The sequence below is a fragment of the Aeromicrobium sp. SP1 genome (assembly GCF_055663785.1).
On sequence record NZ_JBQVVK010000001.1, the window covers coordinates 836,282 to 851,138 of the forward strand.

Annotated in this window: 13 protein-coding genes; 1 reads left to right on the top strand and 12 read right to left on the bottom strand. The window is 67.7% G+C overall.

From position 1 onward, the window contains the following. Positions 1 to 16 precede the first annotated feature (16 nt). The 12 genes from ACT26F_RS04085 to ACT26F_RS04140 all read right to left on the bottom strand — a co-directional run bounded on the left by ACT26F_RS04085 (position 17) and on the right by ACT26F_RS04140 (position 10,483). Positions 17 to 3,091 (bottom strand): LysM peptidoglycan-binding domain-containing protein, encoded by a 3,075-nt coding sequence (locus tag ACT26F_RS04085; RefSeq protein WP_471669214.1) that lies wholly within the window; start codon positions 3,089 to 3,091, stop codon positions 17 to 19. After that, positions 3,088 to 3,507, bottom strand: coding sequence for a pilus assembly protein TadG-related protein (locus ACT26F_RS04090; RefSeq protein WP_471669215.1), 420 nt, complete (start codon positions 3,505 to 3,507; stop codon positions 3,088 to 3,090). Before ACT26F_RS04090 ends, ACT26F_RS04085 begins: the two co-directional genes overlap by 4 nt. Further along, the gene (locus ACT26F_RS04095) at positions 3,504 to 3,926 is read right to left on the bottom strand and encodes a TadE/TadG family type IV pilus assembly protein (protein WP_471669216.1); all 423 of its coding nucleotides are present in this window, start codon (positions 3,924 to 3,926) and stop codon (positions 3,504 to 3,506) included. The genes ACT26F_RS04090 and ACT26F_RS04095 overlap by 4 nt, the downstream gene beginning before the upstream one ends. Further along, complete coding sequence (locus ACT26F_RS04100) at positions 3,923 to 4,330, bottom strand: TadE family protein (RefSeq protein ID WP_471669217.1); 408 nt, start codon at positions 4,328 to 4,330, stop codon at positions 3,923 to 3,925. The genes ACT26F_RS04095 and ACT26F_RS04100 overlap by 4 nt, the downstream gene beginning before the upstream one ends. Continuing rightward, positions 4,299 to 4,481 carry a hypothetical protein gene (locus ACT26F_RS04105; protein ID WP_471669218.1) on the bottom strand — a complete coding sequence of 61 codons (183 nt, stop codon included), beginning with the start codon at positions 4,479 to 4,481 and terminating at the stop codon, positions 4,299 to 4,301. Before ACT26F_RS04105 ends, ACT26F_RS04100 begins: the two co-directional genes overlap by 32 nt. A gap of 20 nt (positions 4,482 to 4,501) precedes the next feature. Then, positions 4,502 to 5,407 (bottom strand): type II secretion system F family protein, encoded by a 906-nt coding sequence (locus ACT26F_RS04110; RefSeq protein WP_471669219.1) that lies wholly within the window; start codon positions 5,405 to 5,407, stop codon positions 4,502 to 4,504. After that, the gene (locus ACT26F_RS04115) at positions 5,404 to 6,207 is read right to left on the bottom strand and encodes a type II secretion system F family protein (RefSeq protein ID WP_471669220.1); all 804 of its coding nucleotides are present in this window, start codon (positions 6,205 to 6,207) and stop codon (positions 5,404 to 5,406) included. Before ACT26F_RS04115 ends, ACT26F_RS04110 begins: the two co-directional genes overlap by 4 nt. Before the next feature lie 38 nt (positions 6,208 to 6,245). Further along, complete coding sequence (locus tag ACT26F_RS04120) at positions 6,246 to 7,718, bottom strand: CpaF family protein (protein ID WP_471669221.1); 1,473 nt, start codon at positions 7,716 to 7,718, stop codon at positions 6,246 to 6,248. Further along, positions 7,715 to 8,482 carry a hypothetical protein gene (locus ACT26F_RS04125; RefSeq protein WP_471669222.1) on the bottom strand — a complete coding sequence of 256 codons (768 nt, stop codon included), beginning with the start codon at positions 8,480 to 8,482 and terminating at the stop codon, positions 7,715 to 7,717. Before ACT26F_RS04125 ends, ACT26F_RS04120 begins: the two co-directional genes overlap by 4 nt. Position 8,483: 1 nt before the next feature. Continuing rightward, positions 8,484 to 9,059 (bottom strand): SAF domain-containing protein, encoded by a 576-nt coding sequence (locus tag ACT26F_RS04130; RefSeq protein WP_471669223.1) that lies wholly within the window; start codon positions 9,057 to 9,059, stop codon positions 8,484 to 8,486. Between the two features lie 126 nt (positions 9,060 to 9,185). Then, positions 9,186 to 10,043, bottom strand: coding sequence for a hypothetical protein (locus ACT26F_RS04135; RefSeq protein WP_471669224.1), 858 nt, complete (start codon positions 10,041 to 10,043; stop codon positions 9,186 to 9,188). 83 nt (positions 10,044 to 10,126) lie between these two features. Further along, complete coding sequence (locus tag ACT26F_RS04140) at positions 10,127 to 10,483, bottom strand: hypothetical protein (protein ID WP_471669225.1); 357 nt, start codon at positions 10,481 to 10,483, stop codon at positions 10,127 to 10,129. Positions 10,484 to 11,085: 602 nt separating this feature from the next. Between ACT26F_RS04140 and mobF the strand changes: the two genes are divergently transcribed. Beyond that, positions 11,086 to 14,628, top strand: coding sequence for a MobF family relaxase (gene mobF, locus ACT26F_RS04145; protein WP_471669226.1), 3,543 nt, complete (start codon positions 11,086 to 11,088; stop codon positions 14,626 to 14,628). Positions 14,629 to 14,857 lie beyond the last annotated feature (229 nt).

A 14,857-nucleotide genomic window follows, 5' to 3' on the forward strand; every position in this document is an offset into this window, starting at 1 on the left:
GTAGATCGACGGTCGGCTACGAGGTGCGGCGAGTCTTCCAGTCCATGCGGTCAACGATTTCCTTCGTGCGTTCGGGAGGGTCGATCGGCCCGAAGTAGTCGTCGGTGCGGTTGAACACGTCGCGGTCGAGAACTTCTTCGGCGGCCTCTCGGTCGCCTTCGGCGAGGTAGATCTTGGCTAGGTCGAGGCGCCAGATCTCGTCGAACGGCACCGCTCTGCGGGCGGCTTCGGCGGCCGTCCGCGCTGCCGCGGTATCCCCTTCGGCCAGGCACCGGGTGGCGACGAGATGGGCGGTGTCGACGATCGCGGCTGCGGTCGTTTCGTGGACGCGGTCCTCGTCGTAGAGCCAACTCCAGCCACGGCCACCCAGTTCGGTGAACGGCTCACCGGTGATCAGTCTCAGCGCGCTCATGAGATCTTCGAGGCCGTCTGCTCCGCGAGCCTGGCCGCGGGAGCGCAAGCGGCGGAACAGGTCGAGATCGACGAGCAGGTCATCGACTTGGTAGCCAGCGGTTCCCGTCTCCTGGTAGAGCCGCGACGCATCGCCGGCGGGGAGGTGCGGCTGGCCCGTGATTGGGCTGGCACCGAGCCAGCCGCGCAGATCTCGGACGTCGTTGCGCATCCGCGATTCACTGCGTCGAAACACCTCGGCGAGTTCGCGGGAGACGACACCGGCAGGATGCAACGCGAGATAGCCGACGAGTTCGGTGAAAGCCGGCTCACGCCGGGCGGTGGGCGCGGCGGGACCGTGTGCCAGCAGCCGGACCGGGCCGAGCAGGGTGAGCTTGGGCAGTCGGCCGGCGGGGTCGCGCCAGGCGGCGAGGTCGTCGTCCAGAGTCGGATCGGCCCGGAGTACCGCGTCTTGGACCTTGACGCTCACGACGGGGGCGAGCTCCCTCACATCCTCGGAGGTGGTGGCAGCCGTGTTGACGTAGTGGACGCTCGACTCTGGCAGCACGGATCGCTCGCCGGCCCGGTGGGCGTCGCGCTCATCGGTGAATTGGTCGCGCAAGGCTCCGGCCTGGTCGGTCATCATCTGCAATTCGTCTGCCGGTTCAGCGAACACCGGGATCGTCATGGACGGTGTCTGACGGGTGAGGTCGACAATCTTGGCGCAGGCGCGTGCCTCGTCAACCGACAGCCCAGCCGCACGGAGGTCAAGGCCGAGGCTGGTCGCGTGGACGTGTACAGCGTCGTCGACGTGCAGGACCAAGGATGCGTTCTCGATGGTCTTTACGCCGACGGTTACGAGGACGACACCGAGCCGCGGCCCGGGAGTTTGGATGAGGACACGCTCGGTGTCGAACACCTCAGGCGTCGTAGTGATGATCGCGCGGTAGGGCTCAGGTTCTCCGGAGCCGGTCGTATGCGAGGACTGGATTTCGTCGCGGAGTTGGTGGACGTCCTGACTCTTGGGGTCGAGGTGGCGCAGGCGGAAGCCGTCGAGGCCTTCGAGCTCTTCACAAGTCCCGACGGTGTTGACCTCGACAAGAATCGACCACGGGCTGAGTGCGAGTTCGGCCGCAATGTGCCGCGCGAGCGCGGTGACGTGCTCGTCGCGGCCGGTGAGGTCGATCGTGCCGAAGTGCTCGAGGTTGAGCAGCTCCATGTCTCCGGTGTTGTTCTGCCCGATGCTGACCAGGAACGGGTAGGGCGCGATCACGTCCTCGTCGGGAATTTCCGTGTCGAGTGCCAGAGTCCAGGTGGAGCCGTCGCCGGTCCATGGCGCAGCCAGTCGAGCTGGATTGGCCAGATGCAGGGTCAGTTGGCTGGGACCGAGAGTGACGTACGTGAGTGGCGGATGTGGCCCTCCTGACCGTGTGACGGTGGCTGCCATGTGCCGCAGGGCGAGATCGAGGAACTCGAGGTCGTCGCCGATCTGCGTACCTTCGACCACTGAGGTCTTCTCGACGGAGCGCAGCTCCACCGGCGGAGGAGCGAGGACGTGGCCGGGGTTGCGGTAACGGAGTTCGGTGCGGCGAAGGCCTCGGAGCGTCAGGAAGAGGCACCCGGCCAGTACCGTGCCGCCGGCGGCCAGGCCAGGCACCAGCCAACCCGGGATCGCTGTCGCGTCTGTACGGTCCGAGTCGTCGTGGACTGCGCGCTGGGCGGGCTCGTCGAGCAGGGCGGGCGTGTGCTCGATCGAGCGTGGCGAGGGCACTGGAGCGGCCACGGGATTGGCCCCCGGTGTGGCGGCTGCGGGTGGTGCTTGGTTGGCAGTGGGGGCGGTGCCGGACTGGGGGAGAGTGAGGGTCCAGCCAGGTTGGATCAGGTCGGGATCGGTGAGGTGTTCGCCGTCGGATTGGACGCTGTGGCGGGAGGCTTCGAAGATCTCGGGCCAGCGTTCGGGATTGCCCAGCTCACGGTCGGCGATGTCCCACAGGGTGTCGCCGTCCTCGACGACATAGGTCCTTTTGTCGACGGCGGACGTGGGTCCGAGGTCGGGGACCTGCAGGGTGAGGCCGATGGGCAGAAAGTCGGGCTGGTTGCCGAGTCGGTCACTGTTGAGGGCGACCAGTTCGGGGTAGCGGGCACCGTCGCCGAGGATGCGTTCGGCGATCCGCCACAGGCTGTCCCCGCGCTGGGTGGTGTAGTCGACTGAGTTCACGACGGCAGGGTGAGCAGGGTGGGTTGTCGCGGTGGGCTCAGTGGGCGTCACCGTCGGCGAACGCACGACAGCAGGCGTGCTGTCGGGAAGGGTGGCCGGCGCTGCGTGGGCTGCCGGCCCCGGCAGGGAAGCGACGGCTCCGGGTGCCGTGGCGAACGCAAGGGCAGCGAGGGCGACGAGTTCGCTGGCGGCGCGTTGTGGCCCGGCGAGTCCGCGAATCGCGGGTAGGCGGATGCCGCGGATGGCCGCGACGATCTCGGCGAGCAGGGTCGCGGCAACGAAGGCCCAGGCGATCCACGCGACGATCATGAACAACAGCAAAGCCACGGTGCCGTCGTCGGCCGTCGTGAGCCGGTCCGGAACGGTGGCGTAGTCGAGATCCCACGGTGCCGATCCGATGGCGATCAAGATGGCCGGGACGCCCGCGACGAAGAAGACGATGGCGGCCGTGGCGGCCAGTCCGTGAAGTCGTTGTCGTGTCATTGTTCGTTCCCTCCGATGCTGCGGATGAGGCGAGCCGATGCGTGGCCGGTGACGGGCAGGTCGTTGATGCCGATCAGGCCTAGGAACTTCGGCCGGTAGACGTCGCGGACCGTCACGGTGATGGTGTCGCCGCTGTGGACTGCGACGGTGCCGGTGACCCCGGCGCTGGTCAGGTACTGGTGGGCGGCGGTGTGGGCGGTGGTGGCGTTGACGGCGAGGTAGCGTCCTTCAGCGGCGGGCCCGTTCTGGACTTCCTGGCCGCCGGCGCGGGCCGCTTGCGCGGCGAGGTCGTGGACGCGTTGCTTGGCGTGGACCTGCCCGCCGAGGTCGACCGCCAGCCCGACCAGGATGGTCATGATCAGGCTGGAGGTGACCAGCCACAGACTGATCGACCCACGCTCCAGGTGCCGGTTCATCCGCGTTGTCTCCACGCGTCGAGCGGGCTGGAGATGTGGGCACGAATGACCTTGGTTCCTGGCACGCCGGGGACGGCCAGGTCGGACAGGTCGAGCTGGCAGGTGACGTCGACCTCCACGAGCCCGGGTTGGCCGACGGGTTTGGCGAAGTCGCTGGTGTCGACGTCGACCGTCACGCGGGTGCAGGAGACGCCTTGGTTGGACAACGACGCGCGGGCGGCGCTCCCTGCGCCCGACTGGGCAGCGCCGGCGCTGCGGGCGAGGGAGGCCGTGCGGGCGGCGTCAGCTGCGGCAGTTTCGACGGCGCCGTGGGTGGTTGCGACGCGGCCGCCGAAGATGATCAAACCGACGAACAGGATGAACGCTGGCAGCCCGATGACTGCCGCGATCGTGGCCGACCCTTGCTCGCGTCGGCTCATGGTGCTGAGAGTCTCTCGACGGGCAGTGATGCGGTTTGGACGACCAACGGGTTCCAGCCGGGGATGACGCTGAGGCTGCGTCCACGAACGGTGACGGTGACCGTGGTCGTCGACCGCCTCGCGTGGGCGTGACTGTGGGATAGGACGTCGGTGCCGCCGGCGTCGGCGATGAATGTGGTCGCTGCGCTGATGCCGTCGGTAGGGCGGCCGTGTTCGGCTGCGGCGGCGTGGGCGCCTTCTTGGGCGGCGGCGATCGCCACGGCGCGGGCGTGGTGGAACAGGGCGGCTTGCACGCCGAGGAACATGACCGCAAACAAGGCCGGGAGTAGGATGATCAGTTCGACCGTGACCGACCCGCGTTCGCGGTGCCGGTCAGTTGATCTGTCCGGCCTGGGACTGGACATAGGCCTTGATGGCAGCGACGGCGATGGCGACGATCGCGATCACCGCGACCGCCCACAGCACGTGCTCGGTGGTGACCGAGCCCTGCTCCCGGCGCGGCGGGGGCTGGAGGAGGGCGTGGACCACGACCAGCAGGTGGGCGAGTGGATTCATGATGGGTTTCCTTCCGTGGGTTAGGTGTTCGTGAACATCCGCAGCAAGGCGGGGGTGACGAGCAAGGCCATGAAGATGACGCCGAGCAGGGAGCCGGGGATGGTCATGCGTTCGCCGATGGCGTTGGCCTCGGCGATCTCGTCGTTGAGCATGGCGGTGCGCATGGCCGCGGACCGAGCGCGCAGGTTCGCGTAGACCGAGGCGCCCTCCTCTCCGGACAGCCGCATGATGTCGGCGAAGTCGTCCAGCTCCGGCAGCCCGAGTTCGTCGGCCAGCGCGTGCAGGGCGTCCCACGGAGGTTGGCCGGACCAGCGTGAGCGGGTGAGCTCCTCGGCCAGCCGACGAAACACCCACGAGTCGCCGACGTTCGCGGCCGCTTCCATGGCTTGGCGTACACCGGCGCCGTTGTTGCGTTCGAGGGCGACCAGGTCGATGTAGGCGCCGAGGGCGCGGCTGAATTCGATCCGGGCCCTACGGGCGTCATCGAGGGCGTTGTAGTTCGGGATGAAGAACATCACCGCGGCCAGCGCGAGGGATCCGACCGCGGGGATCACGAATGGCAGACCGAGGCCGATCAGGTCGAGGAACAGGGCGAGCAGGGGCGCGAGGAGCAATCCGAGTCCGGCGAAGGCGAGCTTGTCGCCGTAGAACTTCGCGGGTGGGATCCGCAGCAGCGCCAGCTCCCGGGTCGGCGTCTTGACCCAGAGCCCGGTGGGCAGGTGCTTGATCGCCCACACGCCGATCCGCTCCTTGCCCCACCGCGCCGTGTCGGTGTCGGCGGTGACGGTCGCACGTCGGTGCGGTGAGAGCCGCTCGAGCACATCGGCCAGGTCCGGTTCGGCCGGCACCAGACGCGCCGCCAGCAGCACCAGACCCAAACCGATCAGGGCGCCGGCACCGACCATCAGTTGCAGTCCGGTGCTCATGAGGTCACCTCGGTGCTCGACAGGAAGCGGGGCGTCGGACGGCCGGCGGCCATCCGTTTCATCCAGACCAAGGTCGCCACGTATGCGGTCAGCAGGACCACCAGGATGACCTGCCCGACCGGGGTGCGATACGGGGCGACGTAGGTGCCCGAGAAGGTGAGCACGACCAGCACAGTCAGGCTGATCAGGGTGACCCAGCGGGCGGTGGCGCGTGGTTTGGCTCGGTCGGCTTCGACCTGGCGGCGAGCTCTGACGTCGGCCGCGACCGACTCGGCGAGTCCTTCGAGCACGCTGGCGAGTCCGGCGCCACGCCGCTGCGCGCCCAAGATGAGATTCGCAGCGACGAGATCGCCGGTGGCGTCGTCGAGCTCGTCGGCGAACGCTCGCACCGCGTCCTCGGTCTTCCAGCGGGCCCGCAACCTCGACACCAATCGAGTGACCTCCGGTTCGATCGCAGCCGGCGTCGACCGCAGCGAGGTCACCAGCGCCTGCTCGAGCCCGACACCGACCGTCAGGACTCCGGCGAGGGTGCGCGTCCATTCCTCCATGGCTTCGAGCCGGACGATCCGTTCGGTCGCGCCGGCCGAGGAGAGCAGGACCGGTAGACCGACGAACGCGACCGGTACCGCTACCAAGGCGAGCACCCATCCGGTGACCACGAATGCGGCGACACCCGCAACCAGCCCACCGGCCACGAGGCGACGGGTGCGGTTCGACACCGGTACACGCCGTTGCCGCGACGGCCGATCGACGACCTCCTCGGGTGTCAGCCCGACCGCCATGCCGAGCAGTCCGGCCACGATCAGGGCACCAGCGAGCGCGGGAACGAGCGCGGACATCACCGGGTCTCCTGGCCGGTGAGGTAACTCGCGAGGTCGAACCCTTGCGCGGCCAATGCCCGGTAGGAGTCGGGTAGGACCGCGGGGACAGCGGTGCCGTCCTTGCCGGGAGCGAAGACGTGGGTGGCCGCGTACCCGGTGTCGCGTTCGCCGGGGTCGACGGCGATGATCTCGGCGACCCGCCGGCGGCGGCGACTGGTGCCGTCGATCGCGTCGGTGGTCATGTCGAGGTGGACGACCAGGTCGATGGTGGCGGCGAGTTTGCTGGTGGCCAGGTCGTGGGTGACGTGGGAGCCAGCCTCCATCGCGCAGGTGACCAGTTTGCGCAGGGCGGCGATCGCGTCGGTGGCGTGGGTGGTCGAGATGGAGCCGGTACCGGACTCCATCGCCTTGATCATGGCCCAGATCTCCTTGCCGCGAACCTCACCGACGATCTGGCGCGACAGGTTGAACCGGAACGAGTCGACCAACGCCTCATCGAGGCTGAACTCACCGGCCTGCCGCCCATCGGGTCCACGCTCTCCCGACCCCGGCCGGGCCTCCCACGGGTGGACGATGCGGTGCCGGTCCGTCAACTCGTGCAGATGCAGTTCGTACTCGGTCTCGAACGTGCCGATCGCCTCGGTCGGGTCGATCTCGGCACACAACGCCCGCACGAGCGTCGTCTTGCCGGCACCTTGGCTGCCCGACACGACGATGGACTTGCGGGCCCGCACCGCCGCCCGCAGGAACGACGCCGCGACGGGGGTGAGCATGTCCCGCTCGACGAGGTCGTCGAGGGTGATCTCCATCAGCCGGTGTCGGCGGATCACGACCGACGGCCGAGGAGTGACCCACGCGGCCGCCGCCAACCGCGCGCCGCCGTCCAAACGTAGGTGCAGACGCGGTTGGGCTTCGGAGAATCCGCGCGCGTTGACCTCGCTGCGGGAGGCGAGGAAGACGAGGAAGTCGATCAGCTCGTCGTCCGAATCGGCCACCGCCGGCCCTTCGAGCAGGCTGCCATCGATCAACTCGAGCAGGACCCGGTCGTAGCCGGTGATGATGATGTTCTCGACCCGGTCGTCATCGACGAGAGGCTGCAACCGGCCCAACCGGAACAGCGCATCGAACACCGCCCGCGCCGTCGCGGACTGCTCGAGCGGTGTCAGGGTCGGGGCGCCGTCGTTGACCCGGTCGGCCACCGTGGACTCGAGCAGGTCCAGCACGATCGAGCGGCCGAGTTCCTGCTGCGCCGCTGGCGCCAGTCGGCCTCGGGCGGCCGCGACGGCAGTGCTGAGCCGGTTCGACGCCTGGGCCCGCAGCGACGCCACCAGAGCCCAGTCCACGTCGGCAGGCGGCGGTGGCGCGATCGTGTCCAGCGGTGGGACCTCGTGCAGATGCCGCACGGGTGTGCCTGTTGCGGGCAGAGGTTGGGCGAACAATGGCAGTCCGCCGAGGTCGCGGGTCAGGTCGTCGGTGGGTTCGGTCGTCATCGTGCTCCTCCGTCGACCAGGTCGAGCCGCTGCGCCCGGATGACGGCGTGGATTGCCGCGACGGCTGCGTTCAGGCTGCGCACCAGCGGGCCGGTGTCGAACCGCGGCCCCGGCGCTCTGCCGCGGTGCAGGACGGCGGCGGAGTCCGCGTCGTCGGCCAGTGCGGCGAGCACCGGCAGCTTCACCGCCGCGCTCACCTCCCGGGCGCGGTAGGGCTCACCGTCACCGACGAGCAGCAGCTGCGGGTCACGCCACGCCAGCAGCGACCGGGCGAAGGCATCGCCCCACGATCGGGCGGCCGACAGGGCCGGAAGCGAGGTCCGGGTGACCAGCAGCGTCAGGTCGGCGTTCTCCAACAGCGGAGCGGGCGAACCGGCGAGTCCCAGTCGGCCCGCGTCGACGATCACGTCCTGACCCATGTCCTCCAGATCGGACAGTGCCCTCGCCAGCGGCTCCCACATGTCCCGCAGCGCCGGGGCCTGGGTGTGGGAGCGCAGGCCGGCCACGAACGAGACCTGCGTGTCGGCGATAGGTTCGGCGACCTCGGCCAGCGCGTCCGCCAGGTTGGTGCTGGTCAGGGCGAGCTCGACCAGCCCGGACGCGTATTCGCGGGTGCCGCGGAAGTAGCCAGCCAGCAACCCGGACCCGCCCGTCGGGTCCGCCTCGACCAGCAGCACCGGCCGTGGCCAGCACAACGCCAACCCCAGACTCGCGGTCGTGACGCCCGGAGATCCCGATGCGGACGTCAGCGCGACGACAGCCATCTCAGCGCTCCCGGCTGTCGAGGACGATCGCGACATTCCCGGTCGCGGCGCGGGATGCGAGCATCGCCGCGTCACCGGCCGCGACCTGCACATCGACCACCAGTTGCCCGGTCTCCTCGGAGTAGCTGGTGCCGACCACCTCGGCCTGAATGAACGCCGGCGTGACGTCGGGAGCTGCTTCCCCGGCTGCCGGTGTCACCACCACCCGGACCCGGTCGCCGACCAGCAACGGCTCCGACGGCACCTGCGCCGCCGTGACCGCGACCCCCACCACCGACGACCCCGCGGCCGGGACCACCGTCGCCGCCAAGGCGCTGCGTGTCACCAGCCCGCCCGGTGCGATGTCGGACGCAGCGCGTTGGCCGACGACAGCGTCGAACGCCGAGGCGGGCATCGGATCCAAAGCCGGGTCGGTGCCGATCTGCACCCTTGTCAGATCATCGGTCTCGATGACCTGACCGCGCGCGATACCGTCGCGGGCGACGAGCACCTCGGTCGTGTTCGTGGTCGCCGACCAGGTCCACGCCGCCACCAAGCCACCGGCGCAGACCATCGTGGCGGCCAACGCGACCAACACGGGTCTGCGTCGCAGCTTCGGTGGGGGAGCGAGCGGGGGTCCGGCCGAACCTCCTGACCCGCGGTCGGTGGTCCTGTCGTCGTTGATGGCTGTACTCATGTCCATTGCCTTCACCCCTGAGGCCCGCTATTGCACGAGCACCTGCGCTTCCCCGACGGCCACCTGGACCGATCGCTGGAGACCGTTCAGGCGGATCGTCCCGCTTTGCCCGGCCCCTTCCCAGGACACGACCCACGACGACGTCGCCGTGACCGTGAACTTGTCGCCGGGCTCGCCGGCGCTCTCGGTCTCATAGGTGTGACCGCACGTCGGCGACTTCGATCGGCCGTAGGCGGCCTTGTAGGCGGTGCCCTTGCTCCGGCACGTCACCGTCGTCCCGTCGCCCATGTCCCACCGGATCTTCTCGACCTTGGCTGTTGCGGTGATCGTGATCCCGCCAGCTGACGCCGAAGCCGTGACCGGACCCCACGTGTGCTCACCCGGATCCTTGACCCACATCCACGCCGGCATGCCGACGATGCCGATCCGGTCCGGACCTGGCTCGGGAACGATCCCGATCGCGATCGCTCGCAAGCCCATCCGTTCGACGGCGATCTGCGCCACCTCACGGGGCGTTGGACCGGCGCCGGAGTTCGGCGGGGGAGTCGCTGACCAGACTTGGATCTGCAGGTCGGTCTGCGGCTGCCAGCACTCGTAGACGTTCCCGTCTCCGGGTTCGTGGCCCTGCCACGCCGGATCACCAGCAGAAGGCTGCGGATCCGCCAGACGGATGTAGCAATTCAACGCGTTCGACCAGTACCCGAAGTCGTTACTGCACGGCACCGGGCCCGGAGGAGGCTTCGAGATTCCACTCTTCCGCCCATCCCAGTAGCAACTCGCCCCGGAGCCCGAGTCTTTGAGTCCATCGGACGAATCACCCGGTTCGGAAGGATCGGAGGGGACTTCGACGCGAATCCGGCACTCGCCGGTAAGAGGATCTGTCACTTGGCAGACCGTGTCCGCCCGAGCCGGCGCGAAGCCGAGGGAAGCAATCACCGCGAGGGCACCGGCGATGATGGATGGGAGCCCTACGCGGGGTCGCATGGCTTCTGCTTGAGGTCCTGGCTCGAGGCAACCCGCCACGCGCCATCAGGATCGGAATCCCACTGGTAGTTCGCAACCGTGTGCCTGATCCAACCCGTGTTGGGTCGATCGGCACTCACGACGGACTTGCCGTCCTCATTCACCAGGTCTGCGTTGCTGACATCGAAGCAGACGTCGATCTGCACGATGGGCACCCTGCCCGACTTGGCATCTGCGTTGGCGAGGTTGATCGTCTGGACCTTCAGCTCGGCAATCTTGGTATCGCCTACTTGGCGCTGGCCTTCGCGACGCTCCGCCTGAAGGAGGTGCTGCTGCGAGGACAGTTCGCTGCTGATCGTCACTGATGCCAGTTCCGAGAGAGGCAACGACGGATCCTGACGAAGGCGATTCGTCGTCGCGTAGTACTCGCGAAGTTTTGCTTCCGCATCGGCTGATGCGATCTCCGACTGCGTTGGAGGTGTCGTAGTCGTCGCCGTCGGGGTGGGCGTGGAGGTATACCTACCGACGTTCGGGTCGCTGTCGTTTGAGCACGCTGCGAGCGCGACCAGCAGTAGTCCTGCGGTCGCGAATGTGCGTACTCCTCGTGTCATAGACATGGCCCCCGATACCTGCCCTCCATCTCGGCTGCTGCGTGGAGGGCGAGGACGACGTGCCCACCGGCGGACGGCGAGAACGTCATCTGGTCCTATTGAGGCACCGGCTGACGACGTTGCGCAACTGTCATTCACTGCTCACCCACTCCTTCCTGGATCGGGCTTCTGCACCGAAGGTGTTCACCGGCTGCCGAACACCCCCTGCCCTCCCGGTGTTCGCGGAGGTGTTTGGAGGGTTACACGTCTGGCAACCGAGGTGGTCTCAGTGGGGATCAACCTGTGGACAAGTCGGCGCAAACAGGGTCTGTGGTTCATCGCGAGCACCTTCACGCCAAGGAGGTGCACTTCCTGTGACGGTGTCGATGAAGGTCATGTCAGCCGGCGACGGCTACAAGTACCTGCTCAAGAGCGTTGTCGCCGGGGACGGCAACCGGAGACTGTCGACGCCGATGACCCGCTACTACGCCGACGCAGGCACCCCGCCCGGACGTTGGCTCGGATCGGGACTCCACGCGCTCGGGAACGGCTTGCTGAAGACCGGTGATCAGGTGACCGAGGAGCAGCTCGCACTGTTGCTAGGGATGGGTCGAGATCCGCTCACGGGCGACCAACTCGGCAACCCGTTCCGAACATTCACGTCGGTCAACGAACGCATCACCGCGCGGGTCGCCGATCTCAGCCCGGCGCTCACGGCCGAACAGCGCACCACCGCCGTGTCACGTAACGAGAACGAGGAGCTGGAGATGGGAGAGCGTCGAGCGGTCGCCGGGTTCGACTTCACCTTCTCGGTACCCAAATCAGTGTCGGTGCTGTGGGGAATCGCCGACGCCGGTACCCAGGCACTTCTCGTCGAAGCGCACCACCAGACGGTGATGGAGGTGGTGGATCTCCTTGAGCGGGAGATCGCCACGACCCGAGTTGGACGTAACGCAGGCGACGGGGCCGTGGCACAGGCCGACATCGTCGGGATCGTCGCAGCGGCCTACGACCACTGGGACTCTCGCCTGGGTGACCCGCAACTGCACACCCACGTGGTGATCTCCAACAAGGTCAAGACTGTCGGTGACGGACGATGGCGCAGTCTGGACAGCCGCGCCCTGCACGCTGGTGTCGTCGCGCTTTCCGAGCATTACAACGCTCTCTTGGCCGACCGGATCACGCGGATGTTTGCCATGGAGTGGGAGCAACGCGAGCGGGGCAAGGACCGCAATCCGTCGTGGGAACTCGCGCTCGTGCCAGATCGACTTGTCCGCGAGTTCTCCAGCCGGGCGCGCGCGATCGATGACGAGAAGGAACGGCTCATCGATGCCTACGTCGCCGCGCACGGAAAGCAGCCCTCGCGCACCACCGTGATCCGGCTGCGCGCACAAGCAACGCTCGCGACGCGGCCCACCAAGCAGATCCGTTCCTTGGCCGACCTCACTGACGCGTGGCGCCACCGAGCCGACGAGATCATCGCCACGAACTCTCTGAACTGGGCCCGCAAGCTGACCGCCACCAGAACCACGCGACCGACACTTCGAGCCGACGACATCAGCTTGGATGTCATCGTTCTGCTCGGTGAGAACGTCGTCGGCGCTGTCAGCGAGAAGCGCGCGACCTGGCGACATTGGAACCTGTGGGCCGAGGCTTCCCGCCAGACCATGGGCTGGCGCTTCGCAAGCGTCAAGGATCGCGAAGCGACCGTCGGCTTGATCGTCGACGCGGCAAAGCGACGCTCCCTGACGCTCACGCCACCCGAACTTGCTGCGAGTCCGCGGGAGTTCACCCGCGACGACGGAACGTCGAGGTTCCGGCCACGCCACACGATCATCTACTCCTCTACGGAACTTCTCGCCGCTGAGGACCGACTCCTGACCAGGTCGGACGACACCACGGCCCCTGCCATCGACCTCGACGTGATCGAACGGCACGCACACAAAAGGAACCACGGCCTGCACCTCAGCGAACAGCAAGCCGCAACCTTGGCACGCATCGGCGTCTCCGGCCGACGGGTCGACCTACTCATCGGCCCTGCTGGCGCCGGCAAGACCACCGCGATGCGCGCCCTGCGCCGAGCCTGGGAGACCGAGCACAGCAAGGGCAGCGTCGTCGGTCTCGCGCCAAGCGCGGTCGCGGCCCAGGTCCTGGCTGACGACCTCGGAATCGCCTGTGAAAACACAGCCAAATGGCTCCACGAGTACGACCACGACAGGACCGAGTTCCGGACTGGACAGCTCGTCATCATCGACGAAGCAACTCTCGCCGGAACCCTCGCACTCGACCGGATCACGGGCCTGGCCGCGGGCGCTGGCGCCAAGGTGCTGCTCGTCGGGGACTGGGCCCAGCTACAGTCCGTGGACGCCGGGGGAGCGTTCAATCTGCTCGCCGAAGTCCGCGGCGACGCACCCGAACTCACCGAGGTCCACCGGTTCACCCACGAATGGGAGAAGACCGCGTCACTCGAGTTGCGTTTCGGTCGCCCTGAAGTCCTCAACACCTACATCCGCCAGGACCGAGTCCGCGAAGGAACCACCGCACAAATGACCGACGCCGCCTACCTCGCCTGGCGCACCGACACACGGGCCGGACGCGAGAGCATCCTCGTCACCGAAGCGACCGGCTCGGTCATCGAACTCAACACCCGCGCCCGCGCCGAACGCATCCTTGACGGCGACACCGAAGCCAGCGACGAGGTCCGCCTCGCCGACGGCACCCAGGCGTCGGCAGGCGACCTGATCATCACGCGCAGCAACGACCGATGCCTCGAACCACTCAAAGGCGGATGGGTTCGCAACGGCGACCGCTGGCGCGTCGTCGCTGTGGGCAAGGACGGATCTCTCCACGTTGAACGCCTCGGACATCGCCTCGGAGGGTCGGTGACACTTCCCGCCGCGTACGTCGCCGAGAACGTCGACCTCGGCTACGCCGTCACCGCCCACCGCGCCCAAGGTGTCACCGTCGACACAGCCCATGTCGTCGTCTCCTCATCCACGACTCGCGAAAACCTCTACGTCTCCATGACCCGTGGCCGCAACAGCAACATCGCCTACGTCGCCTTGGACCAACCCGACGACAGCCACAGTGTTCCCGAACATGACGAAGTGTCCGGAAGGTCCATCCTTCACGGCGTCCTCCGGCATTCAGGCGCCGAACTCTCGGTCCACCAGAGCATCGAGGCCGAGCAGGATCGGTGGTCGTCGATCGCGCAGGTCGTCGCCGAGTACGAGACGATCGCCGCCGTCGCCCAACGCGACCGCTGGATCGACCTCCTCACCCTTGCCGGCCTCACTGACGACCAACTCGGGGCGCTCCTCGGTTCGGACTCCTTCGGCCCTCTCACCGCCGAACTCCGCCGCGCCGAAGCCAACGATCTGAACCTCGAGATCGAACTGCCACGACTCATCGCGCGGCGGTCACTCGCCGACGCCGATGACATCGGGGCCGTGCTCATCAGCCGCATCCAGCAGGCCGAGGCTCAGGCGAGCAGGCACCGGCGAAAGGACTCCCAACAGCTCATCGTCGGGATCCTCCCGCAGGCCCGTGGCCCGATGGCACCCGACATGACCGAAGCTCTGATTCAGCGTCAGCACCTCATTGAGACGCGCGCGTCTGCGCTCGCCGAAGCGTCGCTGGCCCAACCGGAACGTTGGCTCAGACACCTTGGAACACCGCCGCCTGCGGGCAAGCGGCTCAAACGATGGCATCAGGAACTTCGCACCGTGGTCGCCTATCGCGACCGATACGCAATCGACTCGGATGCCGTTCTGGGTGACGCTCGCTCCGACGCCCAGAGAGTTGACCATGCCCGAGCCGCGCAGGCCATGAGACGGGCGCGCGCCATCTCCGACGAAGCCGGCGACCCTTCCCCGACGAGAGATCCGCAAACCGCAGTCCGAGCGAGGTCGCTCTAGGAGCCACAGGGACGGTTCCATCCGACGTATCCACAGGTCCGCGTGGTGGACACGCGAATTGTCGGCGGGAAGTGGAACGTGGATCACAAGCATTAAGGAGTTCTCATGGTCACCTTGTCGCTTTGGGCCAGCGCCACCATCCACGACTACCTGCGACATGCCGCGCCCACCAACGTCACCATCACCTGGCTCCATTCGTCAGGTGGCTGCACCTGGGCCACCCCCATCG